This window comes from Streptomyces sp. NPDC054849, from assembly GCF_053610945.1.
The window spans coordinates 1-23602 of record NZ_JBSGZI010000029.1 but is presented as its reverse complement, the minus strand read 5'-3'; the positions used below and the strand labels follow the sequence as shown (position 1 = coordinate 23602).

21 protein-coding genes and 1 tRNA gene are annotated in these 23602 nt (G+C 72.9%); 14 read left to right on the top strand and 8 right to left on the bottom strand.

Going from position 1 to position 23602, the window contains the following annotated elements; genetic code table 11:
- Nucleotides 1-18: 18 nt before the first annotated feature.
- Entirely contained in the window at nt 19-783 is a 765-nt protein-coding gene (locus tag ACWGIF_RS15700) for an ABC transporter ATP-binding protein (protein WP_453496973.1), read from the bottom strand.
- Nucleotides 784-1193: 410 nt separating this feature from the next.
- On the opposite strand from ACWGIF_RS15700, the gene ACWGIF_RS15695 reads away from it, so the two are divergent.
- Nucleotides 1194-1275 (top strand) — tRNA-Leu (locus ACWGIF_RS15695).
- 145 nt (nt 1276-1420) lie between these two features.
- Complete coding sequence (locus ACWGIF_RS15690) at nt 1421-2272, top strand: Bax inhibitor-1/YccA family protein (RefSeq protein WP_453496847.1); 852 nt, start codon at nt 1421-1423, stop codon at nt 2270-2272.
- A 97-nt stretch (nt 2273-2369) separates the two neighbouring features.
- Here the strand turns inward: ACWGIF_RS15690 and ACWGIF_RS15685 are convergent, their stop codons facing one another.
- Entirely contained in the window at nt 2370-2600 is a 231-nt protein-coding gene (locus ACWGIF_RS15685) for a DUF4287 domain-containing protein (RefSeq protein WP_453496844.1), read from the bottom strand.
- Between the two features lie 101 nt (nt 2601-2701).
- On the opposite strand from ACWGIF_RS15685, the gene ACWGIF_RS15680 reads away from it, so the two are divergent.
- The gene (locus ACWGIF_RS15680) at nt 2702-3070 is read left to right on the top strand and encodes a hypothetical protein (RefSeq protein ID WP_453496841.1); all 369 of its coding nucleotides are present in this window, start codon (nt 2702-2704) and stop codon (nt 3068-3070) included.
- Here the strand turns inward: ACWGIF_RS15680 and ACWGIF_RS15675 are convergent.
- The 3 genes from ACWGIF_RS15675 to ACWGIF_RS15665 form a co-directional block, all read right to left on the bottom strand.
- Nucleotides 3054-3869 carry a hypothetical protein gene (locus ACWGIF_RS15675; RefSeq protein ID WP_453496969.1) on the bottom strand — a complete coding sequence of 272 codons (816 nt, stop codon included), beginning with the start codon at nt 3867-3869 and terminating at the stop codon, nt 3054-3056. The two genes, ACWGIF_RS15680 and ACWGIF_RS15675, sit on opposite strands and share 17 nt — an antisense overlap.
- A gap of 305 nt (nt 3870-4174) precedes the next feature.
- Nucleotides 4175-5395, bottom strand: coding sequence for an acetyl-CoA C-acetyltransferase (locus tag ACWGIF_RS15670; protein ID WP_453496839.1), 1221 nt, complete (start codon nt 5393-5395; stop codon nt 4175-4177).
- Between the two features lie 251 nt (nt 5396-5646).
- Nucleotides 5647-6684 carry an SGNH/GDSL hydrolase family protein gene (locus tag ACWGIF_RS15665; RefSeq protein WP_453496836.1) on the bottom strand — a complete coding sequence of 346 codons (1038 nt, stop codon included), beginning with the start codon at nt 6682-6684 and terminating at the stop codon, nt 5647-5649.
- 128 nt (nt 6685-6812) lie between these two features.
- Between ACWGIF_RS15665 and ACWGIF_RS15660 the strand changes: the two genes are divergently transcribed.
- Nucleotides 6813-8198 carry a cystathionine beta-synthase gene (locus tag ACWGIF_RS15660; protein ID WP_453496966.1) on the top strand — a complete coding sequence of 462 codons (1386 nt, stop codon included), beginning with the start codon at nt 6813-6815 and terminating at the stop codon, nt 8196-8198.
- A 447-nt stretch (nt 8199-8645) separates the two neighbouring features.
- Here the strand turns inward: ACWGIF_RS15660 and ACWGIF_RS15655 are convergent, their stop codons facing one another.
- A complete protein-coding gene (locus ACWGIF_RS15655; protein WP_453496833.1) occupies nt 8646-9023 on the bottom strand; it encodes a hypothetical protein in 378 nt (125 codons plus the stop codon).
- Nucleotides 9024-9163: 140 nt separating this feature from the next.
- Between ACWGIF_RS15655 and ACWGIF_RS15650 the strand changes: the two genes are divergently transcribed.
- Nucleotides 9164-10006, top strand: coding sequence for a MurR/RpiR family transcriptional regulator (locus ACWGIF_RS15650; protein WP_453496830.1), 843 nt, complete (start codon nt 9164-9166; stop codon nt 10004-10006).
- Nucleotides 10007-10042: 36 nt separating this feature from the next.
- Here the strand turns inward: ACWGIF_RS15650 and ACWGIF_RS15645 are convergent, their stop codons facing one another.
- Entirely contained in the window at nt 10043-11206 is a 1164-nt protein-coding gene (locus tag ACWGIF_RS15645; protein ID WP_453496827.1) for an FAD-dependent oxidoreductase, read from the bottom strand.
- Nucleotides 11207-11312: 106 nt separating this feature from the next.
- Here ACWGIF_RS15645 and ACWGIF_RS15640 point away from each other — a divergent pair, with 106 nt between their 5' ends.
- Nucleotides 11313-11873 (top strand): TetR/AcrR family transcriptional regulator, encoded by a 561-nt coding sequence (locus ACWGIF_RS15640; protein WP_453496824.1) that lies wholly within the window; start codon nt 11313-11315, stop codon nt 11871-11873.
- 95 nt (nt 11874-11968) lie between these two features.
- Here ACWGIF_RS15640 and ACWGIF_RS15635 read toward each other — a convergent pair whose 3' ends face one another.
- Nucleotides 11969-13396: a diaminopimelate decarboxylase gene (locus tag ACWGIF_RS15635; protein ID WP_453496821.1), complete on the bottom strand. Its 1428-nt coding sequence runs from the start codon at nt 13394-13396 to the stop codon at nt 11969-11971.
- 105 nt (nt 13397-13501) lie between these two features.
- Here ACWGIF_RS15635 and hutU point away from each other — a divergent pair, with 105 nt between their 5' ends.
- From hutU to ACWGIF_RS15595, 8 genes are all read left to right on the top strand, one after another.
- A complete protein-coding gene (hutU, locus tag ACWGIF_RS15630) occupies nt 13502-15187 on the top strand; it encodes a urocanate hydratase (RefSeq protein WP_453496818.1) in 1686 nt (561 codons plus the stop codon).
- Nucleotides 15188-15198: 11 nt separating this feature from the next.
- Nucleotides 15199-16389, top strand: coding sequence for an allantoate amidohydrolase (locus tag ACWGIF_RS15625; RefSeq protein WP_453496963.1), 1191 nt, complete (start codon nt 15199-15201; stop codon nt 16387-16389).
- Complete coding sequence (locus ACWGIF_RS15620) at nt 16380-17744, top strand: formimidoylglutamate deiminase (protein WP_453496815.1); 1365 nt, start codon at nt 16380-16382, stop codon at nt 17742-17744. Before ACWGIF_RS15625 ends, ACWGIF_RS15620 begins: the two co-directional genes overlap by 10 nt.
- Nucleotides 17745-17966: 222 nt before the next feature.
- The gene (gene hutI, locus ACWGIF_RS15615) at nt 17967-19142 is read left to right on the top strand and encodes an imidazolonepropionase (protein ID WP_453496812.1); all 1176 of its coding nucleotides are present in this window, start codon (nt 17967-17969) and stop codon (nt 19140-19142) included.
- 113 nt (nt 19143-19255) lie between these two features.
- Nucleotides 19256-19933: an LPXTG cell wall anchor domain-containing protein gene (locus ACWGIF_RS15610; RefSeq protein WP_453496809.1), complete on the top strand. Its 678-nt coding sequence runs from the start codon at nt 19256-19258 to the stop codon at nt 19931-19933.
- A 17-nt stretch (nt 19934-19950) separates the two neighbouring features.
- Nucleotides 19951-21087, top strand: a complete 1137-nt coding sequence (locus tag ACWGIF_RS15605) for a COG1470 family protein (RefSeq protein WP_453496806.1) — start codon at nt 19951-19953, stop codon at nt 21085-21087.
- A complete protein-coding gene (locus ACWGIF_RS15600) occupies nt 21084-22253 on the top strand; it encodes a hypothetical protein (protein ID WP_453496804.1) in 1170 nt (389 codons plus the stop codon). Before ACWGIF_RS15605 ends, ACWGIF_RS15600 begins: the two co-directional genes overlap by 4 nt.
- Nucleotides 22250-23548 carry a hypothetical protein gene (locus ACWGIF_RS15595; protein ID WP_453496801.1) on the top strand — a complete coding sequence of 433 codons (1299 nt, stop codon included), beginning with the start codon at nt 22250-22252 and terminating at the stop codon, nt 23546-23548. The genes ACWGIF_RS15600 and ACWGIF_RS15595 overlap by 4 nt, the downstream gene beginning before the upstream one ends.
- Nucleotides 23549-23602: the final 54 nt, after the last annotated feature.

Sequence of the window (23602 nt, the reverse complement as noted above, 5' to 3'; positions counted from 1 at the left end):
TTCGGGGGAGACCCCGGGTCAGCTGGTGCGGCCCTTGGCGTCGAACGCCTTCATGCGGTCGAGGACGCCGTCGGCGGTGGGGCTGAGCATCTCGTCGACGATCCGGCCGTCGGCGAGGAAGATGACGCGGTCCGCGTACGAGGCGGCGACCGGGTCGTGGGTGACCATCACGACGGTCTGGCCGAGCTCGCGCACCGAGTTGCGCAGGAAGCCGAGGACCTCGGCGCCGGAGCGGGAGTCGAGGTTTCCGGTGGGCTCGTCACCGAAGATGATCTCGGGGCGGGAGGCCAGGGCGCGGGCCACGGCCACGCGCTGCTGCTGGCCGCCGGAGAGCTGGGTGGGGCGGTGGGAGAGGCGCTCGGAGAGGCCGACCATGCTGATCACGTTGTCCAGCCACTGCTTGTCGGGCTTGCGGCCGGCGATGTCCATGGGGAGCGTGATGTTCTCCAGGGCCGTCAGGGTCGGCAGCAGGTTGAAGGCCTGGAAGATGAAGCCGATCTTGTCCCGGCGCAGCTGGGTGAGCTGCTTGTCCTTCAGGGAGCCGAGCTCGGTGTCGCCGAGGCGGACGGAGCCCTCGGAGAAGGTGTCCAGGCCCGCGACGCAGTGCATCAGGGTGGACTTGCCGGAGCCCGAGGGGCCCATGATCGCGGTGAACTGCCCCTGGGCGAAGTCCACGGAGACCTTGTCCAGGGCGACCACCTGGGTCTCGCCCTGTCCGTACACCTTGGAGAGGCCGGTGGCGCGGGCGGCCACGGCCTGGGCGGTGTGCGGGGCGTAGTTCATGGTGGTCACGGGACGGCTCCTCGGTCTGCGGTGCGGGGACGTTTCCATCCTCGCCGCGGCCACCCGCCCTCCGGATCAGCCGCCGTGCCTGTTCACCGGCCCACTGGAGTCTGACGGCGGGGCCGTGGGCCTCCTCCTCTGGTATGACAGGAGCCCTGGTCGAGGGGCGTAGGCCCGGGGTGGTGGGGAGGGTGGCGCGGGGGTGGCGCAGGCCATCGAAATCCCGTCATTCCCCTACAGGTGGTGATCGGCGTCCAGAACGGGCCGACCGTGCGTTCTGGGGCCTGACGGACCCTCAAGCGCCAATAAAATCAGACAACATCGGATTGACGGCCGATCGGCGGCCAGGGCGTTCCGGATAGGCTCGGCGCAGCGTTCAAGGCTTTTTTCCACGGGGGCCGCCACGCCCTGCCCGGATGGTGGAATGCAGACACGGCGAGCTTAAACCTCGCTGGCCTTCGGGCCGTGCCGGTTCAAGTCCGGCTCCGGGCACTCCGCAGTTCTCGCGAGGCTCCCGCTTTATCTTCTGCGCTTCGCCATGCCTTCTCCTAAGATCCTCCTCCAGCAGTAGGGTGCTTTCTTTGCGAGCGCATTACTCTTGATGCAAGGCCGCGCTCGGTGGCCACGGAGGAGTGAGATGAGGAGCAGTAACCCGGTCTTCTCGCGACGGGGGTTCAGCCGCGACAACGGTGGCTACGCGGGCTTTGACGCGCAGCAGCACCAGCAGGCCGGGACCAACCCGTACGCGACGAACCCGTACGCGACCGACCCGGCGACGGGTATGCCGCAGGCACCGGCGCGCGCCGACGCGATGACCATCGACGACGTCGTGAGCCGTACGGCCATGACGCTCGGCACGCTCATCGTGACGGCGACCCTTTCCTGGGTGCTGCTGCCGGTCGACCCGGCCAACCTCGGCAAGTCCTACGGCATCGCCATCGGCGCGGCCATCGTGGCGTTCGTCTTCGCGATCATCCAGTCGTTCAAGCAGAAGGCCTCCCCGGGCCTGATCCTGGCCTACGCGGCGTTCGAGGGCGTGTTCCTCGGCGTCATCAGCGCGGCCACCAGCACGTACTTCGGCGCCGGCGTGGTCATCCAGGCCGTGATGGGCACGATGTCCGTCTTCGCCGCCGTGCTCTTCTCGTACAAGATGGGCTGGATCCGCGTCACCCGCCGCTTCTACGGCTTCGTGATGGCGGCGGCTCTGGGCTTCATCCTGCTCATGCTCGCGAACACGCTGTTCGCGGTCTTCGGCGGCGGTGACGGCCTCGGCTTCCGCAGCGGCGGCCTCGGCCTGCTGTTCGGTGCCATCGGTGTCATCCTCGGCGCCTGCTTCCTCGCTCTCGACTTCAAGCAGGTCGAGGACGGCGTCACGTACGGCGCCCCGCGCGAGGAGGCCTGGCTGGCGGCCTTCGGCCTGACCATGACCCTGGTGTGGATCTACATCGAGATGCTGCGCATCTTCCAGATCCTCTCGGGCGACGACTAGCAGGACCCGCACGCCGCCCGGCCTGCGCACAGCACGGGGAAGGCCCCGCGAGCACACTGCTCGCGGGGCCTTCCCGCATCCGAGGTCGGGAGGGGGCTCAGCCGAACCGGCGTGCGGCTCTGCGCAGGTCGTGCTCGTGGATGATCGCCTTGGCCTGGCCGTACGACAGCTCGTGCGCGCCGCGCAGCCAGCTGACCTTCTCCTCGAACCGGACGAGTGAGGGGCCTTCGTCGACGGCGCGGAGCCAGTCGGTGAGCTCACGACCGGTGGTCTGGGGGATTCTGTCGATCATGTTGCGGTGTGTCTGCTCGGAGAACTCTACGGACATGGGCGCCTCCGGAGGTATCGCCGTGCTGTTCTCTTCACGCCACCGTGCCGGAGACTTCGCCCGTTGGCAATGGGGCCCGGGCGGCGCGTAAGGTCGGCCGGGTGCTTGATACTTCGCCCCTGACCGCCGTCGTGGAACGTTTCGCCGACCGACTGCGGGCCGCGCCGCAGAGCCGCCTGCAGCAGGGAGCCGCCGCCGTGGCGCTGGAGCTGGCCCGCGAGCTGTCCGTACGGGCGCAGCGGCTGGAGGCGCCCGGGGAGGCACCGCGCGAGGTGCCGGACGCGGGTCTGTTCGTCGTCGGGGACCAGGTGGCGGTGGCCGGGCTGGACCTCGCCGAGGCGCTGCGCGCCGCGGCCCTCGCCCCGGAGAGCGTCCCGCAGGGCGCCCCGGACAGCGCGAAGGCCCCGTCCGGGATGCTGGACGAGGCCGTGCGGCTGGTGGAGCAGGCAGAGGTCAGAGCGATGCGATGACGCGGTCCGCGAGGATGTAGACGTTGCTGTCGGGGTCCTCGGAGTCACCGCAGGAGAAGGTCAGCGCGTAGGCGCCGGAGATGCCCGAGCCGCCCAGCAGGACCGGCGCGGTGCCCGAGCGCAGGGCCTCGGCGAGGCGCTCCGCGGTCTCCCGGTGTCCGGGGGTCATGCACAGCGTCGTGCCGTCGGTGAAGACGTACACGTCGAGCGTGCCCAGGGGGCCGGGCCGGACGTCCGCGAGGGCCGTACGGGCCTCCGCCAGCTCCTCCAGACGGCTCACCGTGCGCTCGTGGTCGGCGCCGGGGTGCGAGGCCTGGACCGGTACGAAGTCGGGGTGCGAGGGGTGGCGCCGGCGGGCGGCGGCCAGCTCGGCCGAATCCTCGGGATAGCCGGGAAGCTCGTCGAGGGAGTCCTCGCCGAGGACCGGCTCCAGACCCACCATGTCGGCCTGCCGGGGCAGGAAGACGGGGGCGTCCTCGCCGAGCCCGGGCAGGCCGCCCAGCAGCGAGGGGGCGTCTGCGGCGTCGCGGGCCTCCTGCGCTGCCCAGAAGGCGCGCGCCTCGGCCAGCTCGCGCTCGCGCTCCTCGGCGAGGGCTTCGGCCACGGCGGCTCGTATCTCGGCGGCGGGGGACTCCACGGCGCTGCGGGCGTGCGGGACGGTCGCACCACGGGGGTGGACCGGCACCGACAGGTCGCTGCGCAGGGCGGCGACCTGCTTGCGCAGACCGTGGACGGCGTGCAGCGCAGCAGCGCCCACGGCCGTGGCAGCGGCCGTGGTCAGCAGCAGGGCAAGAGACATGGCGCTCACTGACTAACTCCTGAGGTGATTCGATCCCCCGACTTCCTACATCAGAGTGTCCCGACCTGGGAATGGCGTGCAGTGCATTACGTCACGAAATGGACAGGGCTTTCGTCACATACGTACCCCCTGTATCGGCTGTGACCTGCACAAACACCGATCCCCCAGGAGATAGGTCACATCCTGGGGGAGATTCGGTCACAGGTCGGCCGCGATGCGATTAGAAGCGGTGTCAGTACGCCGCAGGGGATCCGGCCGGATCCCTTGCGGCGCCTGGCTCCCGCTCTTGATCAGGTCGTATTCGATCAGCTCAGGCGCTCGATGACCATGGCCATGCCCTGCCCGCCGCCGACGCACATGGTCTCGAGACCAAACTGCTTGTCGTGGAACTGCAGGCTGTTGATCAGGGTGCCGGTGATGCGGGCACCGGTCATCCCGAAGGGGTGACCGACGGCGATGGCCCCGCCGTTGACGTTCAGCTTCTCCAGCGGGATCTCCAGGTCCCGGTACGACGGGATGACCTGGGCCGCGAAGGCCTCGTTGATCTCGAACAGGTCGATGTCGCCGACCGTCAGGCCGGCCCGCTTCAGCGCCTGCTTCGACGCCTCGACCGGGCCCAGGCCCATGATCTCGGGGGAGAGGCCGGTGACGCCGGTGGAGACGATCCGGGCCAGCGGGGTCAGGCCCAGGTCGCGGGCCTTGGTGTCGCTCATGATGACGAGCGCGGCGGCGCCGTCGTTGAGCGGGCAGCAGTTGGCGGCGGTGACGAGCCCGTCGGGGCGGAAGACGGGCTTGAGGCCCTGCACGCCCTCCAGGGTCACGCCGGCGCGCGGGCCGTCGTCGGTGGAGACGACCGTGCCGTCCGGGGTGGTGACCGGGGTGATCTCCCGGGCCCAGAAGCCGTTCTTGATCGCCTCTTCGGCGAGGTTCTGCGAGCGGACCCCGAACTCGTCCATGTCCTGGCGGGTCACGCCCTTGAGGCGGGCCAGGTTCTCGGCGGTCTGGCCCATCGAGATGTACGCGTCGGGGATCAGGCCGTCCTCGCGCGGGTCGTGCCAGGACGCGCCCTCGCTCTGCGAGACGGCGGCCGTGCGGGCCTCCGCATCGGCGAAGAGCGGGTTGTGGGTGTCCGGCATGCCGTCGGAGGAGCCCTTCACGGACCGGGAGACCATCTCGACGCCCGCGGAGATGAAGACGTCGCCCTCGCCCGCCTTGATGGCGTGCAGGGCCATGCGGGAGGTCTGGAGCGAGGAGGAGCAGTAGCGGGTGATCGTGGCGCCGGGCAGGTAGTCCATGCCCATCTGCACGGCCACGATGCGGGCGAGGTTGTGGCCCTGCTCGCCGCCGGGGAGGCCGCAGCCGAGCATCAGGTCGTCGATCTCGCGCGGGTCCAGCCCGGGGACCTTGGCGAGGGCGGCCTGGATGATCGTCGCCGTCAGGTCGTCCGGGCGGACGTCCTTGAGGGATCCCTTGAAGGCGCGCCCGATGGGTGAGCGGGCGGTGGAAACGATGACGGCTTCGGGCATCGGGACTCCAGGGTGTGTTGCGGCTCTAAGCGGGACCGCATGCGAAGTTACCGCTCCGTACGGTCCAGGTCACCGGCCGTGCGGTGTGATGCCGGTCGCTCCTGCGGTCCACGGGGCGGCGCGCCCGGCGGGGGCCTCGGCACGGACGAACCGCGGGCCACCACCGTTCCAGTCTGCTCCCGGCCCGGACGTCTGGGCCGGGGCCGGGCCGCAGTGGGTCCGGGCCGCCTCCGCCGTACGGCCGCCAGGCGTCACCCCGCGTCGGGCGGGGCGGACGTGTTCCCCGCCGGGGCGGCGGCCGAGGGGTGGGCCGGATCGCTGGCCGGCACCCGCCGGCGGCGGCGGTGCTTGAGGAGGACCCAGGGGCCGCGGACCGCCGTGACCTCGGTACCCGCCTCGCCCGCGGCGGCGGACGCGGCTTTCGCCACCGGAAGCATGTCCTCGTCCCGGGAGACGTCCAGCCGGTCGGACTCCGGCCACAGGGAGAGCGCCGCGCAGACGGTCGGCAGCATCGCCATGGCGGCGGTCGCGTACCCCTCCGCCGACGGGTGATAGAAGTCCGGGCCGAACATCTCGCGCGGGTTGGCGGCGAACTCCGGGCCCAGCAGGTCTCCCATGGAGACCGTACGGGCGCCCAGGGCGACCACTCCTATGGTCTGCGCGGCGGCCAGCTGGCGCGAGACACGGCGCGCCATCCAGCGCAGCGGCTGGTAGACCGGCTCGATGGTGCCCAGGTCCGGGCAGGTGCCCACGACGACCTCGCAGCCCGCCATCCGCAGTCGCCGCACGGCCGAGGTGAGGCAGCGCACCGAATGGGTGGGCGGCATCCGGCGCGTCACGTCGTTCGCACCGATCATGATCACGCACACGTCCGGGCTGGGTGCGTCGGTGTTCAGCAGCAGGCCGACCTGCCGGTCCAGATCATCGGACATGGCCCCCGACAGGGCCACGTTGCGCAGCTCCACCGGGCGCTCGGCCACCGCGGCCAGCCCGGAGGCCAGGAGGGCCGCCGGAGTCTGCCGGGCCCGCCGCACGCCGAGCCCGGCGGCCGTGGAATCGCCCAGCATGCCCAGGCGCAGCGGGCCCGGGCTCTGCTCCGGTCCGCCGAACTCGCTCCCGTACAGCCCGTCGGCGCGCGGCGGATCCGGCAGCCCGGACCCCACCGTGCGTTTGGCGAACTGCACCTCCGCCAGTACCAGCCCCACCGCGGCGGCCCCGACCAGTCCGAGTCCGCCCCCGCCGTACGCTGCCCCCGCCGCGATCCGGCGGGCCGTTCTCGCCCTGGACACTCTTCAGGCCACCTCCTCGGTCCTCATTGACCCCTACCTGCCCCGTACGCACGGTCGGCCAATCCCTTTCGGCATACCCTGGCCGGACCTCCCGGAGAACCCGTGGAGTCCCCTCCTTGGAGAACATGGTGCAATTCCACGACTCGATGATCAGCCTCGTCGGCAACACCCCGCTGGTGAAGCTCAACCGTGTGACCGAAGGCCTGCAGGCCACCGTCCTTGCGAAGGTCGAGTACTTCAATCCCGGTGGATCCGTGAAGGACCGGATCGCCGTACGGATGATCGAGGCCGCCGAGCAGAGCGGAGCCCTCAGGCCCGGTGGCACCATCGTGGAGCCGACCAGCGGCAACACGGGTGTAGGACTCGCCATCGTGGCCCAGCAGAAGGGCTACAAGTGCATCTTCGTCTGCCCTGACAAGGTGTCCATGGACAAGATCAACGTGCTGCGCGCGTACGGCGCCGACGTCGTGGTCTGCCCGACCGCCGTCGACCCCGAGCACCCGGACTCGTACTACAACGTGTCCGACCGCCTCGTGCGCGAGACGCCGGGCGCCTGGAAGCCCGACCAGTACAGCAACCCGAACAACCCCCGTTCGCACTACGAGACCACCGGCCCCGAGCTGTGGGAGCAGACGGACGGGAAGATCACTCATTTCGTCGCGGGCGTCGGCACGGGCGGCACGATCTCCGGCACCGGCAACTACCTCAAGGAGGTCAGCGGCGGAAAGGTCAAGGTCATCGGCGCCGACCCCGAGGGCTCGGTCTACTCCGGCGGCTCCGGCCGCCCGTACCTCGTCGAGGGCGTCGGCGAGGACTTCTGGCCGACCGCCTACGACCCGAACGTCACCGACGAGATCATCGCGGTGTCCGACAAGGACTCCTTCCAGATGACGCGCCGGCTGGCGAAGGAGGAGGGCCTCCTCGTCGGCGGCTCCTGCGGCATGGCGGTCGTCGCCGCGCTGAAGGCGGCCGAGGGCCTCGGTCCGGACGACGTCGTCGTCGTCCTGCTGCCGGACAGCGGCCGCGGCTACATGAGCAAGATCTTCAGCGACGAGTGGATGGCGGGCCACGGCTTCCTGGAGGAGGCCGGACCGTCCGCGCGCATCGGCGACGTGCTGGACGACAAGGAGGGTGGCATCCCCTCCCTCGTCCACATGCACCCCGAGGAGACCGTCGGCGAGGCGATCGAGGTCCTGCGCGAGTACGGCGTCTCGCAGATGCCGATCGTCAAGCCGGGCGCCGGTCACCCGGACGTGATGGCCGCCGAGGTCATCGGCTCCGTGGTCGAGAAGGAGCTGCTGGCGGCGCTGTTCGCCCAGCGGGCCTCCCTGACCGACCCGCTGGAGAAGCACATGAGCTCGCCGCTGCCGCAGGTCGGCTCCGGCGAGCCGGTGTCCGAGCTGATGTCGGTGCTGGGCGAGGCGGACGCGGCGATCGTGCTGGTCGAGGGCAAGCCCACCGGCGTGGTGAGCCGTCAGGACCTGCTGGCGTTCCTGGCGAAGACCGCCAAGTAGCCCTTACGGCCGCGCGCGGCCAGGCAGTCCCCACGGGGCCGCGCGCGGCCTTCGCGCAATCGGTACGGGCCCGACACGTGACGGCAGCACCCGCTTAACAAGGCTCCGGCACAGTGGTGGTCGTCGGCAGGGAGATCCGGGAGACCGGAACCCGGCCGGCGCCACCGAACGGCGTCTGCGCACCTCCGGAGCGGCTCCCGGACCGCGCGGCCGCCATGGACGCGGACGGTCCTGACCCGGCCGTGTCCTTCGCGGGGACCGCCGTCGTCCCGCCCCCGGGCAACCGGGGTGCGGCGGTCCCCGCGCACACTCCGGCCCGCCTGGTCCCGCCTCGCCCGCGTTGAGGCGCGGGGTCCGGGGCGGACCCCCGATCGTCCCGCCCGTCGACGTCGAGCGCGGGGGTTCGCGGGGCAGCGCCCCGCAGCGGCGCCGGCACCCGGCTCCCGTCTACTCGGCGGGCCCCCGCCGCAGGCGCTTGGCCGCATGGATGAAGTTCACGCCCACGATCCCCGCCCAGGCCACCAGCAGCCCTTCCAGGTCCGCGTGCGCGGCGGCGATGGCAGACAAAGGGATCGCCAGGACCAGGGTGATGATCGCGAAGCCGAAGCGTTCGCCGAAGTTCCCGTCCACCCCCGGGGCGGCAGGGCTCCGGCCGTCGCCGCGGGCCGCGGACAGGCGTTCCTCCGCGAGCCGGCGCCGGACCTGCGTGTCGACCTTCTCGACGAACGAGTCCACCAGCGCGGACTCGTACTCCGGACCCAGCTCCCGCCGGGCGTCCAGCGTCGCGTCGAGTTCCTTCTTCAGCTCTTGGGCGTGCGCGTCCATGTCCCCACCGTAGAAACGGCCGCCCGCCCCGGCACTGGGGCTAGCCCCCGTATCCGGATCGCAGGCGCGGCTTGCCCCGTTGCATAACCGCATGCAGAGTGCTCCGTGACTGAATATCTCACCGGGACGGAGGGGACGGCATGAGTGACAGCCCGGCCGCGCGGCTGCAGAAGCTGTTCGAGGGGCACCGGCTGACGCCGACCCAGCGGCGGATCGCGCACTGCATGGTGCGGGGGGCGGCGGAGGTGCCGTTCCTGTCGAGTGTCGAACTCGCCGAACTGGCCGGAGTCAGCCAGCCGTCGGTGACCCGGTTCGCCGTGGCGCTCGGCTTCGACGGGTATCCCGCGCTGCGCCGCCACCTGCGCGAGGTGGCCCCCGCCGAGCGGGCCGAGGCCGTGCAGGAGGACGCGTACAACGAGTACCAGCAGGCCGTCCTCGGCGAGATCGAGAACCTGCGGCAGCTCGCGGAGATGCTCGCCGACCCCGCACCGGTCCAGGAGGCGGGGCGGCTGCTCGCCGCCTCCACCCCGCTGCCGGTGCTGGGGCTGCGGGCCGCGTCCTCGCAGGCGCGCGGGTTCGCGTACTTCGCCGCCAAGGTGCACCCGGACGTACGCCTGCTCGACGAGGGCGGCTCGATGATGGAGGACCGGATCGACGCGGCTCTCTACGAGGGGGCGACCGCGCTGCTCTGCTTCGCACTGCCCCGCCATCCCCGGGAGGTCGTGGACACGCTGGAACGCGCGCGCCGGGCCGGACTGACCGTGGTGACGGTCGCGGACTCGGCCTTCGCCCCGGTGGCCCGCCACTCGGACCTGCTGATTCCGGCGCCGGTCGGGACGGGGCTGGCCTTCGACACGGCGTGTGCGCCGATGCTGTTGGGGCGGGTGCTGCTGGAGGCGATGGCGGACGCGCTGCCGGACGCACAGGCCCGGCTGGAGGCCTTCGACGCGCGTGCCGCAGCGCGCGGCCTCTTCGTGGAGTAGCGGACTTTTCGTGGAGTACGTGGACTGACCGCGCCCTCAGCGGTAGTCGAGCTCCGCCAGCTCGGCGGCCAGCCGGCCGCGGAGCGCCGGGACGCGCAGGAGGAGCGGGAGCAGGGCGTTGCGCACGGCGCGGACGGCCCGGTTCCGGGTGGTGGCGACCCGGGTCATCCGGTCGGTGAGGGCCACCACCCGCAGGGCGACCGGGCGGCGGCGGGCCTCGTAGCCGTCGAGGGCGCCGGGATCCTGTGAGGCCAGCGCGCGGCCGAGGGCGTAGCCGTCCTGGATGCCGGTGTTCATGCCCTGACCGCCGGCCGGGCTGTGCACGTGGGCCGCGTCCCCGGCGAGCAGCAGCCGCCCGGCGCGGTAGCGGTCGGCGACCCGGTGGTGGATCCGGAAGCGGGAGGACCAGACGAGTTCCCGGACGCCGGCCTGGCCGGGGAGACGCTCGTCCAGCAGGTCCCGGACGAAGGCGAGGTCCGGCTGTGCGGGGGCTTCGGCGACGGTGGCCACGATCCGGTAGTGCCCTGCGGGCAGCGGCGCGACGACGGTGAGTCCTGCGGCGCTGAAGGCGAGCGAGACCTCGCGCGGGCCCGGGGCCCAGTCCATGACCACGTCGGCGAGGACGAAGGACTCCTCGTAGGCGCTGCCCGTGAAGGCGATCCCGGCGGCCTCGCGAACCGCGCTGTGCATTCCGTCGGCGCCGACGGCGTGGGCGGCGCGCAGGGTCTCGCCGGTCGCGGTGGTGAGGGTGACCCCGTCCGCGTCCTGGACGACGGAGGTGACCTCGTGCGGGCGGTGGACATCGCCGCCGAGGGCGCGCAGGCGGCGCAGGAGGACGGCCTCGGTCTCGTACTGGGGGACCATCAGCGCGTACGGGTGAGCCGTGGGCAGGCCGTCGAAGTCGACGGCGGCCAGGGGGCGGGCGCCGTCGCGGATCCGGAACCGGGTCACGGGGACGCCGCGGCCGATCAGGTCGGCGGAGAGTGCCCCCGACGGGTCGAGTTCGTCGAGGACCTCCAGGGTGCGGGCGTGCACGACGGCGGCGCGGGAGGTGTTGGCGCCCTCGGTCTGCTTGTCGAGGAGGACGAAGTCGACGCCGGCCTCCGCCAGGGTCACGGCGAGGGCGAGGCCGGTGGGTCCGGCTCCGACGACGGCCACGTCCGTACGGGCGGGGAGCGGGAGAGCGGCGGTGCCGGTCATGAAAGCCTCCTCCGGAGGGCCAACGGTTGTTGGCCAACGGTTGTTGACATAAGGGTGCGCCTGCCTCGGCTGGTATGTCAACGGTTGTTGGCCTACGGTTGTTGGCATGACGGCGCGACGCACCTCCGACACGACCAAGACGGCGATCCTGCGGGCCGCCCGGGACCGCTTCGCCGCGCACGGGTACGAGCGCACCACCATCCGCGCGGTGGCGGCGGACGCCGGGATCGACCCGTCGATGGTGATGCGGTACTTCGGCAGCAAGGAGAAGCTCTTCGACGCGGCGCTGACGGTCGACCTGCGTCTGCCCGACCTGGCTGCCGTACCGGCGGCCGAACTCCCGGCAGCCCTCGTACGGCACTTCGTGGAGCGGTGGGAGGGCGATCCGGCCGATGACGCCCTGCTGGTGCTGTTGCGCTCGGCGGTGACGAACGAGCAGGCGGCGGAGCGGATGCGGGAGGTGTTCGCCGCCCAGGTCGCTCCCGCGCTGGCGGCGGCCCTGGGCCCCGAACGGGCCGCCCGCACGGCCGGACTGGTCTCCGCCCAGCTGCTGGGCCTGGCCCTGACCCGCTACCTGCTGCGCCTGCCGGGGGTGACCTCGCTGGCCCCGGAGGAGCTCGTCGCGGGCCTGGCTCCGGCGCTGGCGGCCACCCTGTCGCCCCGCTGAGGCCGCCGCGGATCGCCGTGTTCCAGCCCTGCCGGTGTTCGGGGGCGGGGCCGGGGCGGAGCCCCGGGTCATCGAGCCGCGCCGAGCGGCCGGCGTCAGCCGCAGCCGGCCTCGCCTGCGTTCGGGGCGCGGGTCGGGGCGGAGCCCGGGGAGACTCCGCCCAGCGGCGGGAGCAGGGCGTCGCCGAGTGCGCCGCCCGCCTCCGCGACGATCGCCGTCAGATCCTGCGCCGGCCTGGCCAGGCTGAAGCGGACCTCGCCCGCCGCGGTGAGCGTGAAGCCGTGGACCGCCGGGCGGGGCAGGCTGTTGTAGCCGTAGTGGGCCGTGAAGAAGTACGCGCCGGTGTCCGGGACGCCGATCAGGTCGCCGGGGGAGAGGCGCGGCAGCTCGCGAGCCGAGGCCAGCAGGTCCCCCGCGAAGCAGGCCGGGCCCGCGACGTCCTGGGCCACCGGGTCGCCGGTCTTCGGCGCGCCCTTCGCGTCGTACGGCAGGATCCGCACCGGCCAGGCCGCCGGGGCGTACGCGGTGCGGGTCGCCACCTGCACCCCGGCGTGGGTGAGCGCGATCGGCCGCGACCCGCTGGTCTTGGTGTACTCGACCCGGGCCAGGACCAGGCCGTGTTTGGCCAGCAGGGACCGGCCGAACTCGGTGACCAGGCCGTACGAGCCGTCGAAGAGGGCGGGGACCGCCTTGCGCAGGGCGGCCACGTACTGCGCGTACGTGGGCGTCTGCTCGTCCGAGGTGAAGTCGACCGGCAGGCCGCCGCCGATGTCGAGGGTGTCGACCTGACGGCGTCCGGCCGCCGCGTTGATCTCCTCGGCGAGCGCGTGCAGTTCCCGTACGCCCTCGGCGATCAGGGCGAGGGGGACGCCCTGCGAGCCCGAGTGGATGTGCAGGCGGGTGAGCCACGGCCGGTCCAGGAAGGCCCCTACGACCCAGGCGCGCGCGCCCGGATCGCGCAGGGCGACCCCGAACTTCGAGGTCGCCGTCGCGGTGGACAGCGCGTCGATGGCCCCCGCGCCGGTCTGCGGGTTGATCCGCAGGCCGATCGGGGCCGTGGTGGGCGCCGCGGCGATCAGCGCGTCGAGGCGTTCCAGCTCCTGCGGGTTGTCGGCATTGACGGCGATGCCCAGCGCCAGGGCCTCGCGCAGTTCTGCGGCCGTCTTGACGGGGGAGTCCAATACGGTCCGCCCGGCGGGGACCCCCGCCGCCCGGGCCAGGGCCAGCTCGCCGGGGCTGGCCACCTCGCAGCCGAGCCCGGCGTCGGCGAGCAGCCGCAATACCGGCACGAGCGGAGCGGCCTTCACCGCGAAGGCGTGCAGGACGGGGGTGCCGGGCGCCAGTGCGGTGGCGAAGGCGCTGGTCAGAGCGGCGGCGGAGGCCCGGATCCCGTCGGTGTCCAGGAGGCAGGCCAGGGGCTGCGCGGCGTTGGCCCCGCCCACGAGGCCCTGCTCGACGGCGGCCCGTACGGCCCGGTCCCGGCGCGCCGTGGCGTCCTCGCCCACGCGGGTGTGTGCAGCCATGTGCGCCATCCCATCATCCGACGGGGTCGCCCGCAGCTGTTGACTGAATCTATTCAGGACGGGAGGATGTGAATGGATTGACCAACATCGGAGGAGGCACCCGCCATGTCAGGACCCCGCCCCGTACGTGCCGCGCGAGGCACCGAGCTCAGCACCCTGGGATGGCAGCAGGAGGCCGCGCTGCGGATGCTCCAGAACAACCTCGACCCGGAGGTCGCCGAGCACCCCGACAAGCTGGTCGTCTACGGCGGCACCGGCAAGGCCGCCCGCGACTGGCGCTCGTACGACGCGATGGTCCGCACGCTGCAGACCCTCAAGCAGGACGAGACGATGCTCGTCCAGTCCGGACGCCCGGTCGGCGTGATGCAGACCCACGAGTGGGCGCCGCGCGTTCTGCTCGCCAACTCCAACCTCGTCGGCGACTGGGCCAACTGGGAGGAGTTCCGCCGCCTGGAGCAGCTGGGCCTGACCATGTACGGGCAGATGACCGCCGGTTCGTGGATCTACATCGGCACGCAGGGCATCCTGCAGGGCACCTACGAGACCTTCGCGGCCGTCGCCGCCAAGCTGCATTCAATGGGTAAGGGAGGGGCCGACGGCACGCTCGCCGGCACCATCACCCTGACCGCCGGCCTCGGCGGCATGGGCGGCGCCCAGCCGCTGGCCGTGACGATGAACGACGGCGTCGCGATCTGCATCGACGTCGACCCGCGCGCCATCGAGCGCCGCATCGAGCACCGCTACCTGGACGTGAAGGCCGACAGCCTCCAGCACGCGCTGCAGCTGGCCGTCGAGGCCCGTGACGCCCGCAAGCCGCTCTCCATCGGCCTGCTCGGCAACGCCGCCGACCTGCTCCCGCAGATGCTGGCGGAGGGCGCCCCCATCGACATCGTCACCGACCAGACGAGCGCCCACGACCCGCTGGCCTACCTGCCGACCGGCGTCGACTTCGACGACATGGCCGCCTACGCCGCCAAGGACCCGGCCGGCTTCACCACCCGGGCCCGCGAGTCCATGGCCCGCCACGTCGAGGCCATGGTCGGCTTCATGGACGCGGGCGCCGAGGTCTTCGACTACGGCAACTCCATCCGCGGCGAGGCCCAGCTGGCCGGCTACGACCGCGCCTTCGCCTTCCCCGGCTTCGTCCCCGCCTACATCCGGCCGCTGTTCTGCGAGGGCAAGGGCCCCTTCCGCTGGGCCGCCCTGTCCGGCGAGGCGTCCGACATCCACAAGACCGACAAGGCGATGCTCGACCTCTTCCCGGAGAACGAGTCCCTGCACCGCTGGATCAAGATGGCGGGCGAGCGCGTCCACTTCCAGGGCCTGCCCGCCCGCATCTGTTGGCTCGGCTACGGCGAGCGCGACAAGGCCGGCGAGCGCTTCAACGACATGGTCGCCTCCGGCGAGCTGGCCGCCCCGCTGGTCATCGGCCGCGACCACCTCGACTGCGGCTCGGTGGCCTCCCCGTACCGCGAGACCGAGGCCATGCTCGACGGCTCCGACGCCATCGCCGACTGGCCGCTGCTCAACGCCATGGTCAACGTCGCCTCCGGTGCCTCCTGGGTCTCCCTGCACCACGGCGGCGGCGTCGGCATGGGCCGCTCCATCCACGCGGGCCAGGTCACCGTCGCCGACGGCACCCCCCTCGCGGGCGAGAAGATCCGCCGCGTCCTCACCAACGACCCGGGCATGGGCGTCATCCGCCACGTCGACGCCGGCTACGACATCGCCGAGTCCGTCGCCGACGAGCGCGGCGTCCGCGTCCCGATGCGCGAGGGCGACGACGCGTGACCTTCCACGAGATGTGGGCCGAGCTCGCACCCGTCGGCAGGAACGCCGACACCGGCGGGTACCGCCGGTACGCCTGGAGCGGGGCCGACGCCGACTGCCGGACCTGGTTCCAGGAGCAGGCGCAGGCGCGCGGGCTGACGTACGAGACGGACCGCAACGGCAACCAGTGGGCCTGGCTCGGCGACCCCCTCGCGGGGGACGCCGTGGTCACCGGCTCGCACCTGGACTCCGTCCCCGACGGCGGGGCCTTCGACGGCCCCCTCGGGGTGGTGTCCTCCTTCGCGGCCCTGGACGAACTCCGCAGGAGGGGCGCGGAGTTCTCCAGGCCACTTGCCATCACCAACTTCGGCGACGAGGAAGGGGCCCGCTTCGGGCTCGCCTGCGTCGGCTCCCGGCTCACCGCCGGGCAGCTGACCAAGGAGAAGGCGTACGAGCTCCGCGACGCCGACGGCATCGGCCTGCCCCAGGCCATGGAGGCCGCCGGCTACGACCCCGAGGCCATCGGGGCCGACCCCGACCGCCTCGGCCGCATCGGCGCCTTCGTCGAACTGCACGTGGAACAGGGCCGCGCCCTGGACCTGAGCGGCGACCGCGTCGGCATCGCCTCCGCGATCTGGCCGCACGGCCGCTGGCGGTTCGACTTCCGCGGCGAGGCCAACCACGCCGGCACCACCCGGCTGGTCGACCGCCGCGACCCGATGCTCACGTACGCGGCGACCGTCCTCGCGGCCCGCACCGAGGCGGCCCTCGCCGGGGCCGTGGCCACCTTCGGGAAAATCTCGGTCGAGCCCAACGGGGTCAACGCCATCCCGTCCCTCGTGCGCGGCTGGCTCGACTCCCGGGCCGCCGACCAGGCCACCCTCGACACGGTCGTCACCGCCATCGAGAAGGCCGCCCGCGAGCGCGCCGACCAGGACGGCGTCGACCTCGGCATCGTCCGGGAGTCCTTCACCCCGGTCGTCGAGTTCGAGCACGCCCTGCGCGACGAGATGAACCGGATCCTGGGCGGGGCCGTGCCCGTCCTCGGCACCGGGGCGGGACACGACGCCGGGATCCTCTCCGCCGCCGTCCCGACCGCGATGCTGTTCGTACGGAACCCGACCGGCGTCTCCCACTCCCCGCGGGAGTTCGCCGCCGAGGACGACTGCGTGGCCGGAGTCCTCGCCCTCGCCGACGTACTGGAAGGACTCGCATGCAGTTGAAGGGGCACGCGGTGACCGCGGAGAAGACGTACTGGCTGGAACACGCCTGGCTCGGCACCCACGTCGAGCCGGGCGTGGCCCTGGACGTGTCGGCGGACGGCCGGATCGCGGCCCTGCGCACCGGCGTGGACACCCCGCCCCCCGGCGCGGAGCCGCTGCGCGGCCTGACGGTCCCGGGCCTCGCCAACGCGCACAGCCACGCCTTCCACCGGGCGCTGCGCTCCACCGTCCAGGTCGGCTCCGGCACCTTCTGGACCTGGCGCGACCTCATGTACAAGGTCGCCCAGAACCTCACCCCCGACAGCTACTTCGCGCTGGCCCGCGCCGTGTACGCCGAGATGGCCCTGGCCGGCATCACCAACGTCGGCGAGTTCCACTACGTCCACCACGCACCCGGGGGCGTCCCGTACGCCGATCCGAACGCCATGGGCGAGGCCCTGATCGAGGCGGCCGCCGCGGCGGGCATCCGCATCACCCTCCTCGACACCGCCTACCTCTCGTCCGGGTTCGGAGAGGCCCCGAATCCGCACCAGCGGCGCTTTTCCGACGGCACGGCCGACGCCTGGGCGGAGCGCGCCGGTGAGCTGAAGCCCCGCGAGCACGCCCTGATCGGCGCCGCGATCCACTCGGTCCGCGCCGTGCCCGCCGACCAGCTGGCCACCGTCGCCCGCTGGGCCGAGGAGCGCCGGGCGCCCCTGCACGTCCACCTCTCCGAACAGACCGCCGAGAACGACGCGTGCCTCGCCGCCCACGGCCGCACCCCGACCCGGCTCCTCGCCGACCACGGCGTGCTGGGCCCGCGCACCACCGGCGTCCACAACACGCACCTCACCGACGCGGACATCGCCCTCCTCGGCGGCACCTCCACCGGCACCTGCATGTGCCCCACCACCGAACGCGACCTCGCGGACGGCATCGGCCCGGCGGTACGCCTCCAGCACGCGGGCAGCCCGCTCTCCCTCGGCAGCGACAGCCACGCCGTGATCGACCTGCTGGAAGAGGCCCGCGCGATGGAGCTCGACGAGCGCCTGAGGAGCCGCACCCGCGGCCACTGGACGGCGAACGCCCTGCTGACCGCGGCGACCGCCGACGGCCACGCGGCCCTGGGCCGGCCCGACGCGGGCCGCCTGGAGCCGGGCGCGCTCGCGGACTTCACCACCATCGCCCTGGACTCCGTCAGGACGGCGGGCCCGCCGGCCCGGCTCGGGGCGGAGACGGCGGTCTTCGCCGCGACGGCCGCCGATGTCCGGCACACGGTGGTGGGGGGCCGCCACGTGGTCCGCGACGGTGCCCACACCCTCGTCGAGGACGTTCCGTCCGCCCTCGCCACCACCATCGCCGCCCTCCGCTCCTGACCGTGCCGCCTGCGGCGGGCCTTCTCCCCCACCCCGCCCTTTCACCGTTTCCCGGGCTCTGCCCGGACCCGGTCCTCAAAACTCCCCCAGCTACCGCTGGGAGGTGCCCCCTGGACGGGCTGAAAGATTCAGCCCCGCCGGCGTGTGAGGCGCGGGCTCTGGGGCGGAGCCCAGTTCCGGGAAGGGGCGGGGTGGGGGACAAGCAAGCCTTGAGAGGAACCCATGACCACCACGGCCATCACCAACATCGGCAGCCTCGTCACCAACGACCCCACCCTGGGGGCAGGCCCCCTCGGCCTGGTCGAGAACGCGACGGTCCTCATCGAGGACGACAAGATCGCCTGGGTCGGCCCCGCCGACAAGGCGCCGGCCGCCGACACCGCCTACGACGCGACCGGCCGCACCGTCATCCCCGGCTTCGTCGACTCCCACTCCCACCTCGTCTTCGCCGGCGACCGCACCGCCGAGTTCAACGCCCGCATGTCCGGCCGCAGCTACTCCGCCGGCGGCATCCGCACCACCGTCGCCGCCACCCGCGCGGCCACCGACGACGAGCTGGAGGCCAACCTGCTGCGCCACCTCCACGAGGCCCGCCGCCAGGGCACCACCACCTTCGAGACCAAGTCGGGCTACGGCCTGACCGTCGCCGACGAGGCCCGCGCGCTGCGCATCGCCGCCGCGCACACCGAGGAGGTGACCTACCTCGGCGCGCACATCGTCTCCCCGGACTACGCCGAGGACCCGGCCGGCTACGTCGACCTCGTCACCGGCGAGATGCTGGCGGCCTGCGCCCCGTACGCCCGGTGGGTGGACGTCTTCTGCGAGAAGGGCGCCTTCGACGGCGACCAGGCCCGCACGATCCTCACCGCCGGCGCCGCCGCCGGCCTGATCCCGCGCGTCCACGCCAACCAGCTCTCCTACGGTCCCGGCGTCCAGCTCGCCGTCGAGCTCGAAGCGGCCTCGGCCGACCACTGCACGCACCTCACCGACGCCGATGTGGACGCCCTGGCGCAGGCCGCCGCGACCACGGTCGCCACTCTGCTGCCCGGCGCCGAGTTCTCGACCCGCGCCCAGTGGCCCGACGCCCGTCGCCTGATCGACGCCGGTGCGACCGTCGCCCTGTCCACGGACTGCAACCCCGGCTCCTCCTACACGAGTTCCATGCCCTTCTGCATCGCGCTCGCCGTCCGCGACATGGGGATGACCCCCGACGAGGCGCTCTGGTCGGCCACCGCCGGCGGAGCCCGCGCCCTGCGCCGCGACGACATCGGTGTCCTGACCCCCGGGGCCCGCGCAGACCTGGCCCTGCTGGACGCCCCGAGCCACGTCCACCTGGCCTACCGCCCGGGCGTTCCGCTCGTTTCCGCCGTCTGGCAGCGGGGCCGCCGGGTGCACTGACGAACAGTCGATCCGGGGCCGTCCTTTGTCTTCCCTCCGTAAGACCCCGGGCGTACCTTGAGCCACCCATCTGATGTGTCGTCAGTTATTCGTGGCCCGAGGGGAAGACGAAGGTGTCCGACCGCAAACGCTCCACCGCGCTCGCGCTGGCCTCCGCGCTGGCCGGATCGGCGGTCCTGCTGGCCGCCCCCGCCGCCCACGCCGCCGTCGTCGACGTGGCCTACGACTGCAAGACCCCCATCGGGGACAAGTCGGCGGTATCGCCCATCGACATCAAGGCCGTCAAGGACGGTGACGCCTACAAGCTGACGATGTCCTTCCAGAAGGGCGTCTCGTCCAGCCCCATCGAACTGGGCAAGGGCGCGATGAGCCCCAGCGCCGTCATCCTGGTCGGCGGCGCCGAGAAGGTGTCCGTACCGGTCTCCGGTCCGCCCAACCCCGAGGCGGCGCCCGCCGACACACCCATCAAGATCACCGACCTCTCGGGCACCTACACGCCCAGGAAGAGCGGCAAGGTCACCTTCACCGCCGGGGTGCTCACCATCAAGGCCATGGGCACCACGACCACCTGCACCCCCGGCAACAGCCCGGGACCCTCGCTGGAACTGGACGTGACGGCCCCCGGCGGCGCGAGTGCGCAGTCCGGCGCCGACGCCACGGACGGCACCCTCCCGCAGACCGGACCGAACGACTCCGCCCTCGCCCTCGGCACCCTCGGCGCCACCGTGCTGCTCTCCGGCGCCGCCGGCGTGCTCTGGCTGACCCGGCGCGGCCGGCAGGCCCGGTCCTGAACGGAGCACCCCCGGCCATGCCCGTGCTCCACACCCTCCACCGCGCCGGTGTGCTCCTGCTCGCCGCCGCGCTGTACGCGACTTCTGCGCCCGCCGCGGCCGCCGACGAACCGGGCTGGACCGCCGAGCCCGCCGCCGGAACGGCCACCGCTGCGCCCGGCTCCGGCCGCCCGTCCTCCCCGCGCCCGTACTTCTACCTGGAGGGCGCCCCCGGCACCGTGCTGGAGGACCGCCTCGCCCTGTCCAACACCGGCGACCGGGAGCGCACCGTCACCCTCCGCGGGGCCGACGCCTACAACACCCCCGACGGCGCCTTCGCGGTCCGCCCGGGAACGCCCGCGGGAGGAGGCGGCCCGCTCGAAGCCGGCACCGGCGCGGGCGCCTGGATCAGCTTCGGCGCCGGCGCGACCGTGAAGATCCCGCCCCGCACCCGCGCGGTGGTCCCCTTCACCGTCACCGTGCCGCCCGCGACCCCGCCCGGCGATCACCCCGCCGTCGTGGTCGCCACCGAGGCCGGCCGCGAGGCCTGGGGGTCCCCCCGGACGGAGTCTGGGGGAGTACGGGTCCACCTGCGGGTCAGCGGCCCCACCCTGGCCGCCCTCACCGTGGAGGACGTCGCCGTACGCGGCGAGGGCGCGGCCGCGGTGGTCGCGTACACCCTGGTCAACCGCGGCAACGTCGCCCTCGCCCCCGAGCTGGAGATCCGCGCCGAGGGCCGCTTCGGCGAGGTCCCGGGCCGCGGTTCCCGCGCCCTGCCGGTCGAACTGCTCCCGGGCCGGCGCGTCGAGCTGACCGAACCCTGGCCCGGGGCCCCGGTTCTCGACCGGGTCCGCGTCACGGTCACCGTCACCGCCCCCGGCGGCGCCCGGGCCACGGGGAGCGCCTCCGCCTGGTTCGTGCCGTGGCGGGCGGCCGGCTGGACGGGCCTCGGCCTGCTCGCCCTCGGCGGGACCACCCTGGCCGCGCTGTTCCTCGTCCGCGGGCGCCGCATCCGGCCGGACGCGTCGACGGCATCGGATGCACCGGACGCACCGGACGCACCGGACGCACAGAACGCACCGGACGCACCGGACGGTGCGGTGCCCGGCGGAGCATCCGAGAAGCGCGGTCCGGCCCCTGCACCGGAACACGAACTGACAGGAGTCCCCAGGTGAGCGCCCAGGTGAGCGCCGAGGTAGGCGGCAAGGCCGGCGGCGCGTTCGGCGACAGGTTCGGCGGCGCGCTCGGTGGCGCGGTCCGGTGCCTCCTGGCGGGCCTCGCGGCGTGCGCCCTCGCACTGTTCCCGACGGCCCCCGCCACCGCCGACGAGGGCGGGCCGACCGTGGCGCTCTCGCTCCAGGAGGCCGCCAAGGGCACCGAGATCACCGTCACCGGCACCGGCTGGCGGGCCAAGACGCTGGTGATGCTGCTGGTCTGCGGCCAGAACATGATCGGCGGCACCAACAGCTGCGCCAACGCCGACGGCGCCGCCGTCTCGGTCGGCGACGACGGGCGCTTCGCCGCCCAGCTGTCCGTGGTGGCACCGCCCAAGCCCTGCCCCTGCATCGTCCACGTCACCTCCGTCAACGGCGACCAGTCCACCGTCGCGTCCCCCCTGAAGATCACCGACCACCCGGTGGCCGAACTGCCCGCGGAATCGGGCACGGCCCGCCTGGCGATGCTCACGGGGGTCCGGCTGGAGGGCGGGGACGGGGTGCTGACCTGGTTCGGCGCGCCGCCCGCCCGGAGGTTCAAGGTCACCGTGGGCAACCTCGGTTCGGCCCCCGTCAAGGACCCGGTCTTCCAGCTCGGCACCGCCCACGGGGTGTTCGCCCCCCTGTGGGAGGAGGTCCGGTGGAAAGGCGTCATCCCGCCGGGCGGCAAGGCGGAGATCGCCCTCGACGTCGCCCTCGCCGCGGGCGCCCACGGCGACTACACGATCTCGCTCAAGTACGGCGAGACCGTCGTGGCCACGCAGCCCTGGGGCGTGGACCGCCCGTACGGGGTCCTCCTCTTCTGGGGCCTGCTCCTGGTGGTAATCCCGGCCGCGGTCTTCCGTATCGGCATGGCCGTCGTCGACCGGGTCCGGCCGCGCGCCGCGCCGGCCGCAGGCCGCCACCGCGGCGTCCGGCCCTCCGAAGCCGCCTTGGCCGTGACGGCCCGCCTCCCCCGGCTGCCTGCCCTGCGGGGAGCCCCGCCCGCCCGCTCCGAACAGCCGGCGGAGCACCCTCGGACCACCACGGCGGTCCTGCCGTGGTTCACCCCGGACAGCGCGCCGGAGACAGCACCACAGACGTCCGCACCGTCTGAGAACCGTTCGACGACGAAGGGACCATCGTGAAGAACCGACGGAGGGTGAGCGCGGCCGTGGTCGCGCTGCTGCTCGGCGGCGCGGGCATTGCCACAGCGGCTTCTCCCGCTCAGGCCGCCGAGGCCACGTTCAAGGTCAAGTGCGTGCCGCCGGCCGGCGGCGGCGCCCCGGTGGAAGGTGAGACCACCGCCAAGATCACCGCCCCGGCCACGGCCAAGGTCGGTGACGAGGTCGACGTGTCCTGGGAGACGGTCAAGCCGGCTTCGAACAACACGGACCTCATGGACATCCCGCAGGACGCGGTCCAGCCCACCGGCTGGATCACGGTGGGCGGCGGGGGCGGGGAGCTCAAGGTCGTCGGGGAGAAGAAGAACCCGCCGATCCCCAAGAAGGCCCCCATGCAGATGTCCACCATGAAGGGCAAGCTGAAACTGACCAAGGCCGGCAAGATCAGCCTGACCCCCGGCAAGTACGACGTCGCCGTCACCTTCTCCTTCGGCACCTTCGTCACCAAGTGCGCGCCGATCGGGGAGGTCAAGGGCGGGGCCAGCATCGACGTGTCCGCCGGGTCCAGCGGCGGTACGACCACCGGCGGCTCCACGACCACCACGGGCAGCTCCACCACCGGCGGCTCCACCACCTCGGGCGGCTCCACCTCCGGCTCCGGCGGCAGCGGCGGCGGAGGCGGCCAGACCGACTTCCCGGGCAAGCCGGTCGAGGTGGCCTTCGACTGCGGGCCGGTCGTCCCGGGAGGCATCAAGACCCCGGTCACGATCAACGCCAAGAAGAACGGCGGCAGCTACAACCTGACGGTCAAGACCGCCAAGGGCGCCATGGCGGCGCCGATGGCCCTGCCCGCCGGAGCCCTCAAGCCCTCGATGAACGTGAAGCTCGGCGGGGCGGACAGCGGCACGGTGAAGGTCTCCGGCCCGGCCAACGCGGAGCCCATCCCGGACAAGGCCCCGGTCAGCCTCAACGACATGACCGGCACCTACAAGCCCGGCAAGAGCGGCAAGGTGACGCTGAGCCCGGACCAGCTGACGATCGACGTCACGATGGCACCGGGCTCCACGCCGATCAACGTTCCCTGCAAGGCGGCCAGCAGCGGCGTCTCGCTGGAACTGGACACCGCCGCCCAGCCGGGCGGCTCCGGCTCCTCCACCACCACGACCGGCGGCAGCACCACCTCGGGGGGCCTCGCCGAGACCGGCGCGGAGGACGAGGGCGGCATCAAGGCCCTGGCCCTGGTCGCCGGCACGGTGATCCTGCTCGGCGGGGCGGTGTTCACCTTCACCCCGTGGCGCCGCCTGCGCGGCACCCGCTAGCACCCGCCGGCACCCGGTCACGGCAAAGGGAACGGCCCGGCACACCTTCCGGTG

Bases quoted from the DNA above. Each gene is read 5' to 3' on its own strand.
- ACWGIF_RS15700 (WP_453496973.1), bottom strand. From the start codon at position 783: ATGAACTACGCCCCGCACACCGCCCAGGCCGTGGCCGCCCGCGCCACC.
- ACWGIF_RS15690 (WP_453496847.1), top strand. From the start codon at position 1,421: ATGAGGAGCAGTAACCCGGTCTTCTCGCGACGGGGGTTCAGCCGCGAC.
- ACWGIF_RS15685 (WP_453496844.1), bottom strand. From the start codon at position 2,600: ATGTCCGTAGAGTTCTCCGAGCAGACACACCGCAACATGATCGACAGA.
- ACWGIF_RS15675 (WP_453496969.1), bottom strand. From the start codon at position 3,869: ATGTCTCTTGCCCTGCTGCTGACCACGGCCGCTGCCACGGCCGTGGGC.
- ACWGIF_RS15670 (WP_453496839.1), bottom strand. From the start codon at position 5,395: ATGCCCGAAGCCGTCATCGTTTCCACCGCCCGCTCACCCATCGGGCGC.
- ACWGIF_RS15655 (WP_453496833.1), bottom strand. From the start codon at position 9,023: ATGGACGCGCACGCCCAAGAGCTGAAGAAGGAACTCGACGCGACGCTG.
- ACWGIF_RS15650 (WP_453496830.1), top strand. From the start codon at position 9,164: ATGAGTGACAGCCCGGCCGCGCGGCTGCAGAAGCTGTTCGAGGGGCAC.
- ACWGIF_RS15645 (WP_453496827.1), bottom strand. From the start codon at position 11,206: ATGACCGGCACCGCCGCTCTCCCGCTCCCCGCCCGTACGGACGTGGCC.
- ACWGIF_RS15640 (WP_453496824.1), top strand. From the start codon at position 11,313: ATGACGGCGCGACGCACCTCCGACACGACCAAGACGGCGATCCTGCGG.
- ACWGIF_RS15635 (WP_453496821.1), bottom strand. From the start codon at position 13,396: ATGGCTGCACACACCCGCGTGGGCGAGGACGCCACGGCGCGCCGGGAC.
- hutU (WP_453496818.1), top strand. From the start codon at position 13,502: ATGTCAGGACCCCGCCCCGTACGTGCCGCGCGAGGCACCGAGCTCAGC.
- ACWGIF_RS15625 (WP_453496963.1), top strand. From the start codon at position 15,199: ATGTGGGCCGAGCTCGCACCCGTCGGCAGGAACGCCGACACCGGCGGG.
- ACWGIF_RS15620 (WP_453496815.1), top strand. From the start codon at position 16,380: ATGCAGTTGAAGGGGCACGCGGTGACCGCGGAGAAGACGTACTGGCTG.
- hutI (WP_453496812.1), top strand. From the start codon at position 17,967: ATGACCACCACGGCCATCACCAACATCGGCAGCCTCGTCACCAACGAC.
- ACWGIF_RS15605 (WP_453496806.1), top strand. From the start codon at position 19,951: ATGCCCGTGCTCCACACCCTCCACCGCGCCGGTGTGCTCCTGCTCGCC.